12 protein-coding genes and 1 riboswitch are annotated in these 20,638 nt (G+C 41.6%); of the genes, 6 read left to right on the top strand and 6 right to left on the bottom strand.

Going from position 1 to position 20,638, the window contains the following annotated elements; all coding sequences use genetic code 11:
• Positions 1-263: 263 nt before the first annotated feature.
• The 5 genes from thrA to BLW31_RS18405 all read left to right on the top strand — a co-directional run bounded on the left by thrA (position 264) and on the right by BLW31_RS18405 (position 7,221).
• The gene (gene thrA, locus BLW31_RS18425; RefSeq protein ID WP_010535416.1) at positions 264-2,699 is read left to right on the top strand and encodes a bifunctional aspartate kinase/homoserine dehydrogenase I; all 2,436 of its coding nucleotides are present in this window, start codon (positions 264-266) and stop codon (positions 2,697-2,699) included.
• Between the two features lie 94 nt (positions 2,700-2,793).
• On the top strand, positions 2,794-4,002 hold the full coding sequence (locus BLW31_RS18420; protein ID WP_010535415.1) for a cofactor-independent phosphoglycerate mutase: 1,209 nt from the start codon (positions 2,794-2,796) through the stop codon (positions 4,000-4,002).
• An 88-nt stretch (positions 4,003-4,090) separates the two neighbouring features.
• Positions 4,091-5,392, top strand: coding sequence for a threonine synthase (gene thrC, locus BLW31_RS18415; protein ID WP_010535414.1), 1,302 nt, complete (start codon positions 4,091-4,093; stop codon positions 5,390-5,392).
• 602 nt (positions 5,393-5,994) lie between these two features.
• Positions 5,995-6,705, top strand: a complete 711-nt coding sequence (locus BLW31_RS18410; protein WP_010535413.1) for a hypothetical protein — start codon at positions 5,995-5,997, stop codon at positions 6,703-6,705.
• A gap of 6 nt (positions 6,706-6,711) precedes the next feature.
• Positions 6,712-7,221, top strand: a complete 510-nt coding sequence (locus tag BLW31_RS18405; RefSeq protein ID WP_010535412.1) for a WG repeat-containing protein — start codon at positions 6,712-6,714, stop codon at positions 7,219-7,221.
• A 34-nt stretch (positions 7,222-7,255) separates the two neighbouring features.
• On the opposite strand, the gene BLW31_RS18400 is transcribed toward BLW31_RS18405, so the two are convergent.
• The 6 genes from BLW31_RS18400 to BLW31_RS18375 all read right to left on the bottom strand — a co-directional run bounded on the left by BLW31_RS18400 (position 7,256) and on the right by BLW31_RS18375 (position 16,097).
• On the bottom strand, positions 7,256-7,891 hold the full coding sequence (locus BLW31_RS18400; RefSeq protein WP_010535411.1) for a thiamine diphosphokinase: 636 nt from the start codon (positions 7,889-7,891) through the stop codon (positions 7,256-7,258).
• Positions 7,888-8,496 carry a nicotinamide riboside transporter PnuC gene (gene pnuC / locus BLW31_RS18395; protein ID WP_010535410.1) on the bottom strand — a complete coding sequence of 203 codons (609 nt, stop codon included), beginning with the start codon at positions 8,494-8,496 and terminating at the stop codon, positions 7,888-7,890. The genes BLW31_RS18400 and pnuC overlap by 4 nt, the downstream gene beginning before the upstream one ends.
• A 1-nt stretch (position 8,497) precedes the next feature.
• Positions 8,498-8,594: riboswitch (TPP riboswitch) on the bottom strand.
• Positions 8,595-8,734: 140 nt separating this feature from the next.
• Positions 8,735-9,631: a BT_3044 domain-containing protein gene (locus BLW31_RS18390; protein WP_010535409.1), complete on the bottom strand. Its 897-nt coding sequence runs from the start codon at positions 9,629-9,631 to the stop codon at positions 8,735-8,737.
• Positions 9,632-9,685: 54 nt separating this feature from the next.
• Positions 9,686-11,665 (bottom strand): RagB/SusD family nutrient uptake outer membrane protein, encoded by a 1,980-nt coding sequence (locus BLW31_RS18385; protein WP_010535408.1) that lies wholly within the window; start codon positions 11,663-11,665, stop codon positions 9,686-9,688.
• Between the two features lie 12 nt (positions 11,666-11,677).
• Positions 11,678-14,761 carry a SusC/RagA family TonB-linked outer membrane protein gene (locus tag BLW31_RS18380; RefSeq protein WP_010535407.1) on the bottom strand — a complete coding sequence of 1,028 codons (3,084 nt, stop codon included), beginning with the start codon at positions 14,759-14,761 and terminating at the stop codon, positions 11,678-11,680.
• Between the two features lie 16 nt (positions 14,762-14,777).
• On the bottom strand, positions 14,778-16,097 hold the full coding sequence (locus BLW31_RS18375; RefSeq protein ID WP_010535406.1) for an NHL domain-containing protein: 1,320 nt from the start codon (positions 16,095-16,097) through the stop codon (positions 14,778-14,780).
• A 361-nt stretch (positions 16,098-16,458) separates the two neighbouring features.
• Between BLW31_RS18375 and BLW31_RS18370 the strand changes: the two genes are divergently transcribed.
• Complete coding sequence (locus BLW31_RS18370; protein ID WP_010535405.1) at positions 16,459-20,592, top strand: hybrid sensor histidine kinase/response regulator transcription factor; 4,134 nt, start codon at positions 16,459-16,461, stop codon at positions 20,590-20,592.
• The last annotated feature ends 46 nt before the right edge of the window (positions 20,593-20,638 follow it).

Genomic DNA, 20,638 nt, shown 5'->3' with positions numbered 1-20,638 from the left:
AGTGATAGATTGAACGTTTTTATTATTACTTTTGCGACACTTATCAAAAACAATGGTAGAAACAGAGACTATGATGAAGTACTATCCACATACAGTCACATCCATGTGTACCATGACCCTTTGGGGTTAATGGATAGTATTTGTGTATCTACGTGATTCACGCCTGTGTAAGTAGGCAAAACTCAATTTTAATTTTTTTCGTAAACAACCAATCACCCTGTAATAACTATACTCGAGGGGATTGTATTTAAATATGTATCTTCATGAAAGTAATGAAATTCGGCGGAACATCCGTAGGTTCCGTGAACAGCATTTTAAGTGTAAAGAGAATTGTAGAGTCGGCCGGCGAGCCGGTAATTGTAGTTGTTTCCGCATTGGGAGGCATCACTGACAAACTGATTAATACATCGAAGATGGCGGCAGCCGGAGATTCGGCTTACGAAGGTGAGTTCCGTGAAATTGTCTATCGTCATGTAGAGATGATTAAGGAAGTGATTCCTGCCGGAGCCGGGCAAGTGGCATTGCAGCGTCAGATTGGCGAATTGCTGAATGAGTTGAAGGATATTTTCCAGGGTATTTACCTGATCAGAGACCTTTCTCCGAAAACATCGGATACCATTGTCAGCTATGGCGAGCGTCTTTCTTCCATCATCGTAGCTGAACTGATTGATGGGGCAAAATGGTTTGATTCACGTACTTTTATCAAGACTGAAAAGAAACATAACAAACATACGATCGATGCGGACCTGACTAATCAGTTAGTAAAAGAGACTTTCCATTCCATTCCGAAAGTATCGTTGGTGCCCGGATTTATTTCTTCGGATAAGGTGTCGGGAGATGTAACTAACCTTGGTCGTGGTGGTTCGGATTATACAGCTGCCATTATTGCCGCAGCGCTCGATGCTAACAGTCTGGAGATATGGACGGATGTGGACGGCTTCATGACTGCTGATCCGCGTGTGATTTCAACTGCTTATACTATTTCCGAACTGAGCTATGTAGAAGCAACCGAACTTTGCAACTTTGGTGCGAAAGTGGTTTATCCGCCGACGATCTATCCGGTATGTCATAAGAATATTCCTATTATTATAAAGAATACATTCAATCCCGACGGAGTAGGAACTGTTATTAAACAAGAAACTTCCAATCCGCAGAGCAAGGCTATTAAAGGTATTTCTTCTATCAACGATACGAGTCTGATCACGGTTCAGGGTCTGGGTATGGTTGGTGTGATCGGCGTAAACTATCGCATCTTCAAGGCCTTGGCAAAGAATGGAATCAGTGTGTTCCTCGTTTCGCAGGCTTCATCCGAAAACAGTACTTCTATCGGTGTCCGTAACGCTGATGCCGATCTGGCTTGTGAAGTGCTGAACGAGGAATTTGCGAAAGAGATCGAGATGGGAGAGATTTCTCCGATCCTTGCAGAGAGAAATCTGGCTACGGTTGCTATCGTTGGCGAGAATATGAAGCATACACCGGGTATTGCAGGTAAGCTTTTCGGTACGCTGGGACGTAATGGTATCAATGTTATCGCTTGTGCGCAGGGAGCTTCGGAAACCAACATTTCTTTTGTTGTCGATTCCAAATCGTTGCGTAAATCTCTGAACGTTATCCATGACTCCTTCTTCCTGTCCGAATATCAGGTATTGAACCTCTTTATCTGTGGTATTGGTACGGTTGGCGGTAGCCTGGTAGAGCAGATCCGCTGCCAGCAGCAGAAACTGATGGTGGAGAACGGACTGAAATTGCATGTCGTAGGTATCATCGATGCAGCGAAAGCAATGTTCAGCCGTGAGGGATTTGACCTGGCTAATTTCCGTGAAGAACTGCAAGTGAAAGGTAAGGACAGCAATCTGCAGACCATCCGTGACGAAATAGTCGGAATGAATATCTTCAATTCCGTATTCGTCGATTGTACGGCAAGTCCTGACATTGCATCGCTTTACAAAGACCTTCTGCAACACAATGTTTCCGTAGTGGCAGCCAATAAGATCGCGGCATCTTCGGCTTACGAAAACTATCGCGAACTGAAAACGATTGCCCGTCAACGTGGTGTGAAATACCTGTTTGAGACAAACGTAGGTGCGGGACTTCCGATTATCAACACCATCAATGACCTGATTCATAGTGGTGACAAGATACTGAAGATTGAAGCGGTACTTTCGGGTACATTGAACTATATCTTTAATAAGATCAGCGCTGATATTCCTTTCAGCCGCACCATCAAGATGGCACAGGAAGAACGCTATTCCGAACCGGACCCGCGTATCGACCTGAGTGGAAAAGACGTGATCCGTAAACTGGTGATTCTGGCGCGTGAAGCCGGATACCGCATCGAACAGGAAGACGTGGAAAAGAATCTCTTCGTTCCGAACGACTTCTTCGAAGGTTCGTTGGATGACTTCTGGAAACGGGTGCCGAGTCTCGATGCAGACTTTGAAGCCCGTCGTCAGGTATTGGAGAAAGAACATAAGCATTGGCGTTTTGTAGCCAAACTGGAAGACGGAAAAGCTTCTGTCGGACTTCAGGAAGTGGGTGCCAACCATCCTTTCTACGGACTGGAAGGCAGCAACAACATCATCTTGCTGACTACGGAACGCTATAAAGAATATCCGATGATGATTCAAGGATACGGCGCCGGTGCCGGAGTAACGGCTGCCGGAGTATTCGCTGACATTATGAGTATCGCCAACGTTTAATTTAAATGAAGAACTAAAAATGAAGAATTACTATGCAGCATAATGGCACAGACAATTCTTCATTCATCATTCTTCATTCTTAATTTCTAAAGAAGTGAAGCATATTATTATATTGGGAGACGGAATGGCCGACTGGCCAGTGAAGTCATTAGGGGACAAGACGCTCCTGCAATATGCGAAGACGCCTTATATGGATAAATTAGCCCGCATGGGGCGCAATGGTCGTTTGATTACCGTTGCCGAAGGTTTCCATCCGGGTAGTGAGGTTGCCAATATGTCTGTGTTGGGGTATAATCTTCCGAAAGTATACGAGGGACGCGGACCGCTCGAAGCTGCCAGTATCGGCGTAGACTTGAAGCCGGGAGAGATGGCAATGCGTTGTAATCTGATTTGTGTGGAAGGAGAGATTCTGAAGAATCACTCTTCCGGACATATATCTACAGAGGAGGCAGATGTGCTGATTCAGTATCTGCAAGAGAAATTGGGAAATGATCGCGTACGTTTTCATACGGGAGTTCAGTATCGGCATCTGCTGGTGATCAAAGGCGGTAATAAAGAGTTGGATTGTACTCCTCCGCACGATGTTCCTTTGAAACCTTTCCGTCCGTTGATGGTGAAGCCTTCAGTGCCGGAGGCTCAGGAAACGGCAGGCCTTATCAATGACCTTATTCTTCAATCACAGGAATTGCTGAAGAATCATCCGTTAAATCTGAAGCGGATTGCCGAAGGCAAAGATCCGGCCAATAGTATCTGGCCTTGGAGCCCCGGCTATCGTCCGCAGATGCCCACTTTCTCCGAAACTTTCCCGCAAGTAAAGAAAGGAGCTGTTATCTCGGCTGTTGACTTGATTAACGGAATCGGATATTATGCCGGCTTGCGTCGCATCGCAGTGGAGGGGGCAACCGGACTGTATAATACAAATTACGAGAATAAAGTAGCTGCCGCTCTGGAAGCTCTGAAGACGGATGACTTCGTCTATCTCCATATCGAAGCCAGTGATGAGGCTGGACATGAGGGGGATATAGATCTGAAACTTCTGACAATAGAGAATCTCGACAAACGTGCGGTCGGACCTATCTATGAGGCTGTGAAAGACTGGGACGAGCCGGTGGCGATTGCTGTATTGCCCGATCATCCTACTCCTTGTGAACTTCGTACCCATACTTCCGAGCCTATACCATTCCTTATCTGGTATCCGGGTATCGAACCGGATGAGGTACAGACATACGATGAGGTATCGGCATGCAATGGCAGTTACGGTGTGTTGAAAGAAGACGAATTTATAAAAGAGTTCATGAAATAACGCTTCGTCACAGATTATGCAGATTGCCCGCCGGACATTGAAATCTGTATGGAACTGCGTAGTCTGTGATGAATAAAAATATGATCTAATGAAATACTATAGTACGAATAAACAGGCGCCGATGGCTTCTCTGCAAGAAGCCGTAGTAAAAGGGCTTGCCGCTGACAGAGGGCTTTTCATGCCTATGACTATCAAGCCGCTTCCTCAGGATTTTTACGATACGATTGACAGCCTTTCTTTTCAGGAAATCGCTTACCGTGTAGCCGATGCCTTCTTTGGTGAAGACGTTCCCGCTGATACACTGAAACAGATTGTGTATGATACATTGAGCTTTGATGTTCCGTTGGTGAAGGTGGCGGACAACATTTATTCTCTGGAACTTTTCCACGGACCTACACTGGCTTTCAAAGATGTAGGCGGTCGTTTCATGGCACGTTTGCTGGGATACTTCATCAAGAAAGAAGGACAGAAGGATGTAAACGTACTGGTAGCGACCTCCGGTGATACAGGGAGTGCCGTTGCCAACGGTTTTCTGGGTGTGGAAGGTATTCATGTGTATGTGCTTTATCCGAAGGGGAAAGTCAGCGAGATACAGGAAAAGCAATTCACTACTTTAGGACAGAATATCACTGCTCTCGAAGTGGACGGAACGTTTGACGATTGCCAGGCGTTGGTAAAAGCTGCTTTCATGGATAAGGAATTGAACGAACATCTGTCGCTGACCTCCGCCAATTCTATCAATGTGGCTCGTTTTCTGCCGCAGGCATTCTATTATTTCTATGCCTATGCCCAGCTGAAGCGTGCCGGAAAAGCCGATAATGCAGTGATTTGTGTACCTAGCGGAAACTTTGGTAACATCACAGCCGGCTTGTTTGGAAAGAAGATGGGCTTGCCTGTCAAACGTTTTATTGCTGCCAACAATCGCAACGATATATTTTATCAATACCTGCAAACAGGTAAATATAATCCCCGGCCATCCATCGCAACTATCGCTAATGCTATGGACGTAGGTGACCCGAGTAACTTTGCCCGTGTGCTTGATCTGTATGGCGGTTCTCATGCTGAGATTTCTGCTGAGATTTCGGGAACTACCTATACTGACGAACAGATTCGCGAAACAGTGAAGGAAACTTGGAAAGAACATCATTACTTGCTCGATCCTCATGGGGCATGCGGCTATCGCGCTTTGCAAGAAGGATTGAAACCGGGTGAAACGGGAGTATTTCTCGAAACAGCTCACCCTGCTAAATTTCTGGAAACAGTAGAAGGTATTATCGGTGAAGCGGTAGAGATACCGGCCAAGCTGCAGGAGTTTATGAAAGGGGAGAAGAAGAGCTTGCCAATGACGAAGGAATTTGCAGACTTCAAGAAGTATCTGCTTACTATTTGATCCTGTTGCTCAAGCAAATATCCTTAGAAATAATAGATTTTCCGCTGTTACCTATAAGTGTATATCTTCTTAGGTAACAGCGGATTTATTATACTCTGAATCGAACAAAAATTAAATTCTATATCCCTCCTAATGATTTGAAAGCTGTTTTTGCTCTCATTGTAGTGTATCTTCAAAGAGTTTCATGCCTTGAAACAAATGGTTTCAAGTAATGAAACTTTTAGTTTCAAGGCATGAAACACTTTGTTCCAACGGTTGAAACTGATATTGGAATCAGGGCTGATCAATTACTCCATATTTACTAACTTGTCTGTCTGTGTATACGTTGTCGATCTGTTATTATGCTTCATTACGAATCGGAAAAGAATATATTTAGGCACGGATTACACGGATTAACACGGTTGTTTTACGTAATCATAGCACTAAAACCGTGAAATCCGTGTAATCCGTGCCTAATCCTCAATTTATAATTCAGTTCATTTCTGTGCGGAAATGAATCAAATACTTCTATTTTTTGTGACTTGATTTATTGCAAAACCGGTATGGATTTAGTAGCTTTGTAAGTGAACACAAATGGGATATTTTATTCTAAAATAGTTAATATGGATCAAATTGTTGAAGTAAAATACGACTCTCAATTTAATCAGATTGAGAATCTGACATGGTATCCTTGGGTAGGTAAGGACTATGAGGATGGTAAACGTAGGATTTTAATTGTAGGAGAATCTCATTACATCGACGAAGATATTGAAGATGAGGGAAAACTGAGGGAACAGGAGGTAAAAGTAGATAAATATCATACGAGAAATTGTTTGTATGAAGTATTGGTAGATAAATCATGGTGTAATAGAACCTACCCTAATTTAATGGAGGCATTATGTGACCGAGGGATAATTTCTGAAGATAAATTGGTGTTGTCGAAAATTGCATATTATAATTTTATCCAAAGACAATTGGATTATACCACTGCACCTAAGGAACGTCCCAATCTTGATGATTATGAAATAGCTTGGGAACTCTTTTTGAAAATTGTCGATATATTACATCCTACTGATTGTATCTTTGTTGGGATAGAGTCTTCGCAGCTGTTTGAAAGCACGATGGCCAAATATCAGATTCAATATTCAGAGATTGATATATTAGAAAAAATTAATAGAGTTTACCCAAGGAAAATGTCCATTAATATGAACCCTAACTATAGTGTTAATATTGTATTTATGAAGCATTCGTCTTGTTATTTTAGTCCAGGGAAATGGTATGAGTTTCTAACAAAACAAATACCGGAAGCAATGGAATGGATCAATTCAAAATAATTAGAAATGATGATTATCGATACCTATCCTTTTATCAATGGGAAAGCTGTTGTGTGGGTAAAAGATTCTGTATTTACGGAAGATAATTCTCCTGTTGTAGCAAAATGTGGATTAATTAATAATATAGATGAGTTTATTATTCCTCCGATATATGATAATATCCAATATATCGGAACTGATACGGTTGCTGTAAATATTGGTTTCAAGGAAGGGAAAAAATATCAGTATTCTGGAAGATGGGGAATTGTTGATTTGAACAATCAGATTCTTGTGCCCTTAAAATATACGGATATGATATGTTGGGAAGATGGCATAATGTTCTCTGCAGAATATAGGAGGAAGTGGGGTGTCATTAATATAAAGGGTGAAGTAATTATTCCTTTTAAGTTCGACTGGATATCATGGCCTGATAAAAATGGGAATATTCCTGCCTGTAAAGCAGGAAAGTATGGATGCCTTAATATGAAAGGTAATGTCATCCTTCCATTTGTTTACGATTCTGTCACTTTTAAATAGTAAAAGTGCGGCATCGTACAGGAATGAATAAATATTATAGATAATCAGAAATTACGAGGAATACTAAATATTCTCCCGTGCAATAAATGCTAAACTCTTCTGCTATAGCTTCATTCAATGTGCCTTGCCACCAATTAGTAAAGTCACTAAGAGGATAAACCAATCCTTTTCCTTTCAATCCTTTAGCACCGAAATTGATAATAGAGACTTGCTGTCCGGGATGTGAAGCGAAAGTTTGTGTATCTTGTGCAGGAATAAATATACCGTAGTCAGTTATCATCCGTACTTCCATACCACTTCTCATATACTCCATGAGTAGGCTGATGTTTCCTAATGTATGGTCTTCCCGTTTGCCGGTAGCACCTACGATGGCGATTTTCCGTATGCCTTTACTTTGCAGATAATGAACAGCTTTGGTCTGATCATTCGTCTCCTGATCCGGAATTTGATGGATAATAGAAGAAAAACGCTTTTTATATTCTGGTAGAAGCGAGTCTCCGTCTCCTATAATTATATCAGGAGTATGTCCACGCGAAATATATTCGTTGGCGGCTCCATCACAACAAACTACATATTTGGCATCTGCCAAAACTTGTAAAGGGAGTGGATGGACAGGATATTCGCCGTTGGCAAGTATCACGGCTTCGTGTGTATAGTGTTCGTTTATCATTGTATGCTCATTAATTTTTTCCATTTGAAGTAGCCAAAGATAGCTATAATGGAGTAAAGTCCGTACAATACGGAGGTGAAATAGAGATCTTTATAAATATATAGTCCGCAACAGACGATGTCGACAAGAATCCAGGCAAACCATTGCTCAATGTATTTGCGTGCCAGCATCCACATTCCGACAATGCTCAACGCTGTTGTGAAGCTGTCCAGCCACGGAACGTTACTGTCTGTGTATTCGATAAGTATCCAGGCAATGCCGACGAAAGACACGATAAACACTAGAAGCAGTGGCAGGTAACATTTCCATGGGGTATGTACAATCGGAAGATCTTTCGTTTTCTCTGTCGTTTGCCCGTCAGTTGTCAGTTGGCTTTTCTTTTTCCGGTGTCCCCACATCCAGAAGAACCATCCGTAGATGGCAGCTATCAGATAGTAAATGTTGATGCCGAAGTCGGCATACAGTCCTGCGTCGTAATAAACAAAGATATAAATGGCCGGCATGATGATGCCCGCCAGCCACAGATAGATACTGGCGCGATACTCCAGCCACAGGTAGATAATGCCGATAAACGTACCGAATATCTCCAGATAATTCATTTCCATATTTGCTTATTTATTCGTTCTCTACGCCGGCATTACCCGGATCAGATTCTATGGGTATGTTCTCAGCCTGTCATGTTAGGGCACCCCTATTGCGTGAATCGGCGGTAAAATTACGAATTTAGCAGAAGGAAAACAAGGAATCATGTAAAAACAAGTCTTCCGTTAAAAAACGAAGAGGAGATTTCAACGGCATTTTTGTGATGCCGTGAAATCTCCTCTTCTCCTCATTTGTCGTGTATTATAAAACTTCTTTTTCTTTAGTCAGTTGCTCTTCATATATCGTGTTACCGATTGTATATTTGAGGCTGAACTTTTTGGCGGTTGTGTTGTAGGTACTTTCTCCTGAGTCGACAATTGCCGGTCCGTTTTCAGCATCCCATGCTTTGACCGAAACTTTCTTCACATCATTAGTGCCTTCCACTATCTGATCCGTGATGGTCAGTTCTATTGTACCCGTTTGGATATCAGCCTTCTCGTCGCTCTCGTTGTTCATGGCATAGAATAGTCTGACGGTGTTGACTCCGGTAGGCTTAATCGTTTTAGGCTTCTGAATCGTCTTCGGAGTTTCTCCTTCTAAAGTGGTATGTCCACTCATCTGGTAACTGCCCGAATAGTCATTCTTTAATTTTAATAGAACCAACATTTTACACCCGGATGTACTTATCGGATATCCTGTTGTACTTTCTATTTCGACGGGGATGACGTATGACTGGTCAATCTTCAGACTTGCTGTCTTTATCAACACAGGAACTTCGGCGGAAATACCTTCAGCGTGCTTGATTACCGTATTCTCCAAAGAAGGAATGGAATATAAATCAGTATCCAATGATTTATAATATTTGTCCTCATTCAGAACGGTCCAGTACTTTCTATTGTAAATATCTACCAGCTCTTCGTTGATCTTCATTTTTACGTTCACATCTCGATCTAATGCTAACGTACCGGAACTGCTGACCGTGAAATAAGTTTTCACTTCTTCGTTACTGTAGCTTACTTCTGTAGTCCATACTCGGTTGTAAGCGCCGATCAGGTAGATTTCTTTCTGATATTGTTCTTTTTCAAGCAGGTCTTTTTCACAAGAAGTGATGGAGAGTGTTAGTAAAGAACAGACCACTAGTTTGTATATTGATCTCATTATATGTTCAATTTTATATGATTAATAATCAGTTATATAATGGAAAGAGGTAAGTTACCAATCTCCGAATCCGTCCCATCCTGGATTTTGTTTCAGTTTCGCGTTTTTATCCAATACGGCTCTCGGAATAGGATAGAAGTACATCTTCCTGTCAAAGCTGCGTAATGCATACTTATGAACTACATTGACAACAGTATAGAATTGGTCTCTTTCGGTCGTCTTCTTGGTAACGTCCATACCTTGTACCGGTTTGTTCTCTTCTGTTTCTGCTAGTCCCCAACGACGCAGGTCATGATATCTTCTTCCTTCGCATGCAAATTCGATCATACGTTCGCGGATGATTAACTGACGCATCTTCACTTGATCGCTGGCATCGGCAAGGGTGATGCCCGGCAATCCGGCACGGTAACGAATCATGTTGAAGTAGTACATGATTTCCTCCGGATTATACAAAACATGATAAGTGGTGTTATCTGCCGCTTCCGTATATTCCGGTTCTCCTTTCAGTTCATTCAATGCTTCTACATAGTTCAACAGTATTTCCGCATATCTGAATACAGGGAATGTTTTCGGTTTTATTTTAGCACCTGTATGACTGGTACAGTTATCCTCCGGATGGATATATTTCTTTAGAGTATATCCCGTTAAGTTATAGTCTTCTGGATTGGCAGCCTGTTTTGCACAGTTGCCATTCACGTAATATCCTGCTGTAAAGTTAGTCACGTTGGGAGCTTCGGTTCCTGTTACCGAAGTTGCGGGCCAGAAACATTCACAGAATCCGATAGATGCGTAGAAACGCGGTTCGCGGTCCAGATACATTTTGGCAACGGTTGGTCTCAGCTCATATCCTGTGGCGATGGTAGGTACAGTACCCGCTTCTTCATAATAATCAGGTTGTTGCACATAATCTTCTCCATCTTTCATGTAGTAGGCATCTATGAGTTTCTGAGTGATTCCTAAGCCGTTCCATCCTCCCAGTTTCAACGGGAAGGCGATTGAAATGATGTTGTTGTTCAAGGGAGTAGCATAAATAAGTTCAGGGTTTTTCACAGCCAGTGCTTCTCCATTGAACATGTCTATATACGAATGGTAAGGATCGATTCCTCCTACTCCTAACGGAAATTCCGCTTGTGACGCCTGAGAGGATGCATACGTGTTTTCATCGCTGGGTACAGTGTATAATGAGTAAATACCGCTATCGATAATTCTCTTGGAGGCAGCAGCTGATTTCGCCCATTTCACCGGGTCATATTGCTGGGCTATCATGTTTCGTCCGTCGGAAGTGGTCCAGTCGGCATAATATTGATTGCCGTTGTACCACTTGGAAGCTTGGTAAAGCCGGACACGTGACATGAGGGCGGCTGCCGCATATTTGGTAGGACGTTCGAACTGAGTGCTCGGGCGCGTCGGGTCCAGTAGACTGTAAGCTTCTTCGAGGTCTTTGCAGATATATTCCACACATTCATCGTACGTGTTACGTTCGAATGACAAGTTTTCAATGTTTTCATCTACCGACAGCGGCTCTTCGGGAAGGATGACTGCCGGTCCGTAAAGTTCCAACAGATAGAAATAGAAGGAAGCTCTCATGAAATGAGTCAAACCCATAATTTCACGTCTGTCCAATCCTTTCAGGTCTTTGCATTCATCGATGCGGGTGAAGATAGTGTTACACTTACGGATACCTTTGTAGTATTGTCCCCACATGTTGTAGTAAGAATCGTTCTGCGTGATTTTGTCTGCATACAAGTAGGTACCGGCGTACTCAGCTTTCTGCCATGACAGAAGGACTTCATCTACCGCAGTCTCGTAAGGACCGTAGGAACCGGAAAACAAGTTGCCTTGAGCGGGCATTAATGCCGCAGTTCCCCACACATAACGCTCCAGATAATCTTGTCTGGCAAAGATGGAGTCGAGTGGAGTCAGGTCGTTAAAGTATTCATCAACTGCCAGATAGTTGCATGAAGTCAGCATGAACGGGATGATTCCCAGTGTCGTGCATAGAATATGAAGGCTTTTCTTTAATATCTTTTTCATAATAGTTTTCAATTAGAACGTAGCTGTTAACTGTAAAGAGAAGGTACGCTGTAGCGGATATACGGCGCCGTTTTTAGATGCCTGTCCCGGATCCCATAGTTTCACTGAATCCCATACTGCCAGATTCTGTCCGACAAATTGCAGATTCATATCACTGATGCCCACTGTCCTTAGTACTTTATTCGTTCCGATACGATAGGAAATATCCAATGATTTCCAACGCAGGTAAGAACCATCTGCCAGCCAGAAAGTAGAAGCACGGTTATTGTTCTTATTCTCTCCGTAAGTCAGGCGCGGGAAACGTGCATTCGGGTTTTCTGTAGAAGGATCCCCTGAATACCATGCCGGTGTCCAACGATTCTTCGGGTCGTTTACGATGGATAGAATGTTGCCGACTTCTCCGCCTGAGAAGGGATAGAATCCGGAACCGCCGTATAAGAAGTTAACTTTGGCTGCTCCAGTGAATAAAGCACTGATAGTCCATCTTTTATATCTGTACTCCAGTGCAAAACCGTATTGAATTTGCGGTACATTGGAGTGTGCAATAGGAACAATATCGTCATCGTCAATTTTTCCGTCAGCGTTCACGTCTTTATAGCGGATATCTCCGGGGCGTACTTCGCCGTATGTCTGTTTCGGGCTTCGGTTGATTTCATCCTGATTTTGAAATAAGCCTAATGCAACCAAACCGCGCATAACACCATAATTTACATCGCTATACGATTGGTAAGGGTAGCGCACCGCATCTTGGTCCCAATGTACAACTTTGCTGACAGCATATGTCATGTTGGCACGCACCGTGAAAGAGTTGTCTTCGTTTATTTTCTGGTTCAGGTAAATGTTACCATCTATACCGCTACTGCGCATACGTCCTACGTTGGTATATGGGTTGGTCACGACGCCTACTTCCGAAGGCATCATTTTTCTTTCCTGAAAGATATTATCACGAGTGTCTCTGAAGATATCTACCGTTCCACCTATTTTATCATTGAGAAATTGGAAGTCGATACCCAGGTTATATTTCTTGGCTACCTCCCAATGTAAGTTGTTGGCTCCGATTTGTTTTTCTGTCAATCCATTGGAACCCCAACGACTACCACCTCCAAAGTTAATCAACGTCAGATATGGGAACCGACGTCCACCACCGATCTGATCGTTACCAACTTCACCATAAGAAGCTCTGATCTTCAAAAAGTTGAGCCATCCTGCATGATTCTGCATAAATTCGTATTGGGTCGGGATCCATCCTAAGGCTATTGCAGGGAACAAACCGAATTGTTTGCCCGGTTCAAAGTTTTCGGAACCGGTGTATCCTACGTTTCCTTCTATCAGATAAGCATCTTTATAAGAGTAAGTAGCTCTGGCAGATAATGCTTGATAACGTTTGGGAATAGATGAAATTTCATCATTTGCTTCGGTGGTTTCGGTGCTTTGCATATAGTAATGTATCAAACCGGTTACACGGTGTTCCTGATTGAAAAGTCTTTCATAGGCAAGTTGCGATTCGAAGTAATATCTCCGGTCACTGGCAGCACTCTTGGCGAATTGAATGTTGCTGGCTGATACCGTACGTTGTGTCATTAATGAACCGTCATTGTAACGGCCAAAGGCCTTGTATAGGTCCGGCATTTTGGAGCGGACTACGTTGTGTATATTGTTATTGTTATACGAGAACATTCCTCTGGCAGTCAAACCCTTGATCCATTTTCCGAAGTCTTGACGTAAGGTGAAATTGATGTTCATAGTGGTCCGGTTTCCCTTTTTAAATCCGGTATGGTTCAACAAGATATATGGTGAGATTTGTTCTCCGTTTTTCCCATAAGCAGGAAGCATTCCATTGGAATAACGTAAAGGCACCGTCAGGGGAGTCAGATAGGCTTGTGCGGCCCAGAGTGCGTCATTGTTAGTTCCGAATCCCGGTGCTCTGTCTTCTACAATAGCTCCGTCCATAGCCAATCCCATGATCGTCGATGAAGTTAGATTCATGTCTACCTTTGCGCGGAAATTATATTTAGCCCATTTGACATTCGTGTTGTATTTGTTAACTTTGTCTTGCTTGAAGATAGCATCTTTGAATGTACCTCCTACACTGACAAAATATCTGGCAACTTTTCCACCACCGGATACATTTAAATAGTGCTGATGATTAATAGTTACATCTTTCAGTATCTCTTTTTGCCAGTTAACGTTTGGATATAAGTCATTATCCAGTCCTGCTTTAATAATCTCCAGTTCTGTCGGGCTATAAAGAGGGTCCATATTGCTTACCACTCGGGCTTCGTTTGCCAAGCTGGCATAATCGTATGCTTCCAGATATTCGGGCATACGGGGGGAATAAGAGAGAGTCATACTGCTTTTCCAGGTTACCTTGGTTCGACCTTCCTGACCGGAACGGGTCGTTACCAAAACAACGCCATTTGCACCACGTACACCATAAACGGCTGTTGCCGAAGCATCTTTCAAGATAGAGAAGCTCTCAATATCCGACGGGTCGAGGTCGTTGAGGTTTCCTTCAATACCGTCAATCAAAACCAGCGCAGACTGGTTGGCACCAAATGTGCTGATACCGCGAATCCAGAACTCAGAAACATCCTGCCCCGGTTCGCCGCTTCGGTCAACGGCTATAATACCGGGAACCACACCTCCCAGCATATTGGCTACGGAAGTTGACGGAGCACTGATGGCAGCCGGATTGACACTGGTGACAGCACCTACCACGCTGACTTTACGTTGTGTTCCCATACCTACAACAACTACTTCGTCCAATGATTCTGAGTCGGGCTCCAGAGATATACGCATCTTCTTATCGGTTTGAGCAACCACTATTTCTTTGCTCTTATATCCCATAAATGAAACAATCAGCGTTGTTTTTGGAGCTAATGATTTCATACTGAAGTTACCATCCATATCTGTTATAGTTCCGGTTTTTTCTTTCCCTTTAACAGATATGTTTGCACCCGGGAGCGGATCACCATGTTCATCTAACACGATTCCGGCAATTTGAATTGGTTCTTGTTGGGCCCATATCCCTTGTGTTGCATTTCCTGCCAATAGCAGAAAGAAACACAGGGTTAATTTAAAATATAGTGTTTTCATTTCTATTCCTTATTAATTATTCAATAGCAAGTTTTCTGATGCAGTGGTTGTTTTGATCTGCAATGTAAAGAAATTCATTTTTGTCCAAATAGACACCCCAAGGCTGATCGAATTGGGCTTCCAAAGGATCCCCGTCTTTGTATCCTTTCCCGCTACCTGCTATCGTGGTCACGATATTTAACTTGGTGTCAACTTTACGAATCCGATGGTTATTAACATCCGCTATATATAAATTGCCTTCTTTATCAATAGCAATTCCACGCGGCTCATTGAATTGTGCTTCTTGTACATCTCCGTCCCGGAAGCCTGCGCCTGCACCGGGAATATATTCTTCAATGTCTCCGTCTAGAGCTGGCCAACCGTCCGCATCGCGTGTGAGCTTAAAGCGATAAACTGCACTTTTACTATGCAACACACAATAAACATACTTATCAACCGGATTGTAAGCACATAAACCATTGGAGCCTACATTATAGAGTGTACCGATTCGTTTTGCTTTGTTGGGATTTAAGGTTCTTTTATTCTTATCAAAAGGTTGTGTCCACAATTGTCCTGTGTTTTGGCGGTATATCACAAAAGTAGAATCTACAGGGTCGAGAACAACACTATGCATCCATCCTCCGTTGGCTAAAAGCTGTCCCATTTTATCAGCCACCCAGCTCACATTAGCATCGAATAAGAAACAACCGAAGTTGGCATTATCGCATGGACCAAATAGTTGTTTCTTTTCTTTATCGATAAATAAAGGTTGGTCGATTACCATGCCATCCAGTAAAGTGATCGTTTTATTTTGTTCGATGGATGATAAACGCGTTCTCCCATCAGAGTCGAATATGAATACATTGTCATCATTGTCTACAGCTACATACCTTGGAGTATTGAATGTGGTCTCGCCGAGAGTTCCGTCTTTATTGCCACCTTCTTTGGCTTTTCCTACTACTGTAGATACGGAAGAAGTTACAATATATTTGAATGTTTTTTCAGCATTGCTGAGTTCAGCTTCTTTTCCGGCAATCTCCACCCGTACATGGCTTTCCCCTCCGGCTTGCTTGGGCACTTGGGCATAAATAACATCAGGCTTGACACCTAAAACCAATGCCTCCCGTTCATTACCTACTTCATCCTTGAAGTAAACTTTCACTTGGCTTTTGTCTTCTCCGAAATTGGAACCTTTAACAATGAATTTGGTTCGTATGCCACCGGAATCGGGCATAAACTCTGTAAACTTGACTGGTTGATTAGGATCGAAAGCTGTGCTTTTCTTGTCTTCATTACAACCTACTATTAGTAGCAGGAAGCCGAAAACCATCCAGATTAGATTAAATGATTTACGCATGTTTTTCTATAAGATTTTATTAGTTTGAAAAAAGGTCTTTTTAGGCTTTCTATTTAAATAAGGTTTAATAGATTCTAATTGATTTCAATTTGACTTAAGGGCTTTTGGCTTTTTCTCTCATGTGATTAATTGTTTTAAATATTACAGATTCAAAGGTGTAAATGGCTATATATAATTGTGAAGCACACTTTCCGTTCGGTTTTCAGGATACAAACTTAGGGGATTTCAAGGAATCAGGAGCATATGCTTTTATTCATCCATGTATATCTTTTCATTCAAAATTGCTTTTTTTATCATTTGCTTCGCCTTTCTGTTATAATATTGATTATTTTTGTGACACTTAAACTAATATGAATATATAATGAAGCGAACCGTTCGATATACCGTCCTTGTTTTGATTGCTATTATAAATTCTTTAGTTATTACTACTTCTCTCTATGCTGTTCTGCCTTATAATGAACTTCATCAGTTGAATATGAGTAATGGCTTGGTAGATAACATCATTACTTGTATCTATCAGGATCAAGATCGTTTTATGTGGTTTGGATCCAGTAATGGGCTGAGTCGATATGACGGGAAGCAGATTCGCAATTTTAGTGTAGACAATGCGAGGATGTATGTTTCCGATATAAAAGAGACTTCTGATGATAAATTGTGGGTAATAGCTAATGAGTATTTATATTGTTTTGATCGACGGAAAGAGAAATTTGTTCTTCCGTCTTTTCAGGATGGAAAAAAGGCCATTTCTGTAAGTGCTATGGAAATAACGGGGGATTCACTTTTTTGGATAGTAAAAGGCGGACAATTGCAATGCTTGAAACGACATTATAAATTAGTGAAAGGTGACTTACAAATAGAGATGACCGTCGAAGCAGGCTATCCGTTTTTTTTAGATGAGGGGGAATCTTTTTCGAATTTATGTGCTTCACAAGACGGGCATTTCTTGTATTTGGTTACCGATAAGGGAAATTTGTTGTTCTTTGATAAGATTGCAGGTAAAGTGGTCCGGAAGTTCAAATACTCTATTAATCCTAGTGCTAATGCTACTACTATCATGAGTGAAGGGGAATATATTTGGGTTTCTTCTATAGTGGGTGGAGTAACTCGTCTGCATATTCCCACGGGAAAATCTGATTATTATCAGTATAATGAGGATGCCAGGTTGTCTTCTTTATCACATTCAGATGCGTATGGGGTGGTTGCATTGGATAATGATTCTTACATTGCAGTAACCTGGAATGGATATACTCTGTTAGCTCCTGAAGAAAATGATCCTTCTAAGTTGTTGGCAACGCCTTATACGAATACCTCATTTTTGCAGTACCGGAATGTAGAGACAAGAATGATTTCTGTTTATTATGATAAAGAGGGAATACTATGGATCGGAACTAGAGGAGGAGGGATTGTCTATTTTGATTTTAGACAGCATTCTTATATGCAATATCACAGCAAAAAACATAATGAAATCTCTGCTCAGGTAGCTGACAAAGATGGTCGAATTTGGTTGGGCACTTACCATGAAGGAATTATGCGTAGTGACCAGCCTTATGCTAAATCGCGACCACTGAACTTTTCTCCTGTGGGCAATCAAAAGGAAGTCCCGGTGTTTTGTGCAATCAAAGATTCATGTTCTAATTTATGGTTTGGAAATGCTTCCGGAAACTTGATTTGTTATGACTGGAGTTCCGATTCTTTCCATATATATCCGCTCAATTATTTAGGGAAAAAGGTAAACTCCTATATAGTGGCCTTAATGATTGACTCCCGTTATCGGTTTTGGGTATGCACTTCTGCCGGATTGTACTTATTTGATCATCAGACAGGTCATTTTGAATTATTCTCATTGCGTGAAGCCTTGAAAGAAGATGCAGAGCCATGGGTCACTGCTATTTGTGAAGATAAACAGCGGAATATCTGGATAGGGACAGCAAAAGGTATTGTACGATTATCACAGGTCAATGTTCGTCCATTCAAGATGGTTCATGGATATGAAGAAAAAGAAAATATAGGAGCTCGTGTAGTTAGTGCTTTACTGACTGGTACTGACGGAACTGTATATGTGGGTTATAAAAATGGATTTGGAATCATTCCTGTGGGCGAAGATAGGATAACGTCTTTTTATACAGTAAAAGATGGACTTTGTAATGATTGTATAGATTGTATAGTGGAAGATGAGAAGAAGCGTATTTGGTTGGGGAGTATATCCGGTATCTCAAGATATAGCCGACAACAACATGTCTTCTACAACTATTATATTTCTAGTAGCAATAAATCTGTGATGTTGTTTAAGAATACTTTATTTTGGGGAAATAACAAGAGCTTAACTTATTTTGAACCGGAAATACTGACATCTGCCACCATTGCCAGCAAAACTCTTTTAACTGGATTGGAAGTCGATAATAAACAAATCAATATAGGTGAGAAGATAAAAGGGCAAGTTGTTTTGGACTCAAATATTGCATCAATTGACCATTTGGAACTGGTCAATGCAAACCGTGATTTCTCTCTCCTTTTCAATAATCTGGCTTTTTCGAAGGATCTGCAAAAATATAGCTATCGGTTATATCCATATCAAAAAGATTGGATTGTTTCTGAAGCGGGTAAGGTCTCGTTTACCAACTTGTCTGCCGGTTATTATATTTTTGAAGTCAAAACATTGTTCCCTAATAATACGGAAGGAGACGTTACTGCATTGCCGATAACAATCCTTCCACATTGGAGCCAGACCGTTTGGTTTCGTTTGCTTTTGATTTTCTCGGTTTTATTTTTGGTTGGTTATATTTTCTATAGTTTGTTGCGGCGGCAACATCGTTTCAAAAAAATGATTCAATTGAAACATGAACTGACGATTGCAAATTTGGAGAGAAACGCAGAACGGCATATACGGGAAGAACGTGAGAACTTTTTTATGAATGCTGCTCATGAGTTAAGAACTCCTCTTACTTTGATACTTGCTTCTATACATGATATAATGAAGTCCATTACCCCATCGGATAATTGGTTTGATTCATTTAGCAGATTGCACAAGAATTGTCTTTCTCTACAGACATTGGTTGATCGTCTGCTATATGTACAGAAGATAGAGGGAGGCATGATAAAACTTCATTTGTCAGAATCGGATATAAAGGAGATTGTTAGCCGGGTGGCTAATCCTTTTCTGCAAATGGCTATGGTCAAGAAGCGGGAATTTTTGGTCCAGGTGGATACAGTGCCTTTGTATTTATGGGTGGATGTGGCGAAAATAGAATCAGCTGTTCAAAATTTGTTATCAAATGCCTTTAAATACACTTCTCAGAATGGACGTATTGAACTGGCTGTGTCAGAGGCGGAAATTGACGGAAGACCTTATTGCCTTGTAACAGTGTCTGATAATGGAGTTGGGATACCTGATGATTTGCAACAGCACGTGTTTGATTCGTTTGTAACAGGGAAACGTATCCCGCAATATTCCACGTCAATAGGTCTTGGATTACATATTGTAAAGCATACGATGGGGTTGCATCATGGATTTGTAACGTTAACCAGTCGTGTTGGAGAAGGAAGCCGGTTCGTTCTGCACATTCCGGTGGGACTTTCTCATTTTGTTCCAGGAGAATATGAAATGGTACCTGATCCGGTGAAGGGAGATTTGTTGGAAGAGTGTACGACAGAAGAACGTCCGATGGAAGAAGTAATAGCAGAAAAGAATGAGACTATGGAGGAGACCGTTAACAGAGTGAAAAATAATAAGGAATTTTTGTTGATCATAGAGGACCACGATGAGATGAGAGAATATTTATGCAGTCTATTTAAAGAAGATTATAATGTTATTGAGGCTGGAAATGGAGAAGAAGGGGTGGCTATGGCTGATAAATATATACCTAAATTAATCATATCTGATATAATGATGCCTGTTAAAGATGGGTTTGAATGTAGTCGGGAGATTCGTGAAAATAAGCGGACTTTTCATATACCGGTTATCTTTTTAACAGCTAAAGCAGAGGATGCTGACCGGTTGAAAAGTTTACAAATAGGGGTAGATGACTATATAATGAAACCTTTTAATCCGGAGTTATTGAAAGAGAAGGTGAAAGCGTTGATAGAACAACGTGATCTGTTAAGAAAACTTTATGCGAAAACTCTTATGCTGGATGAAGAGGTACTGGAATCTTCAGAAGATGTTCAGGATGTTTTTATGCCTAAAATGCTTCAGATTATAGAAGAAAATTTATCAAACCGGAATTTTACAATAAAAGTGCTGACGGACCAATTGAATATGAGCCAGCCGACCCTTTATCGCAAGGTTAAGCAGAAAACTGGTTTGTCGATTATAGAGGTGATTCATGGAGTACGGATGAGTAAAGCTGCATCTATTATCATGAGCAGGCGATATAGCAGTCTGACAGAAGTTGCGGAAATGGTAGGATATGATTCGATGATTTCCTTCCGTAAGCAGTTCGTTGCACAGTTTGGGGTGCTTCCTTCCAAATATATGGAAGAGAAAATGAGGAAATAAGAAGCCGCGTTTCATGTTGGCGGCTTCTGTACTATCTGTTTGAATT

It is taken from the genome of Bacteroides faecis MAJ27 (assembly GCF_900106755.1).
Classification (GTDB): Bacteria; Bacteroidota; Bacteroidia; order Bacteroidales; family Bacteroidaceae; genus Bacteroides; species Bacteroides faecis.
Note: the sequence above shows the minus strand (reverse complement) of the source record. Positions and strands in the feature narration are given on the sequence as shown.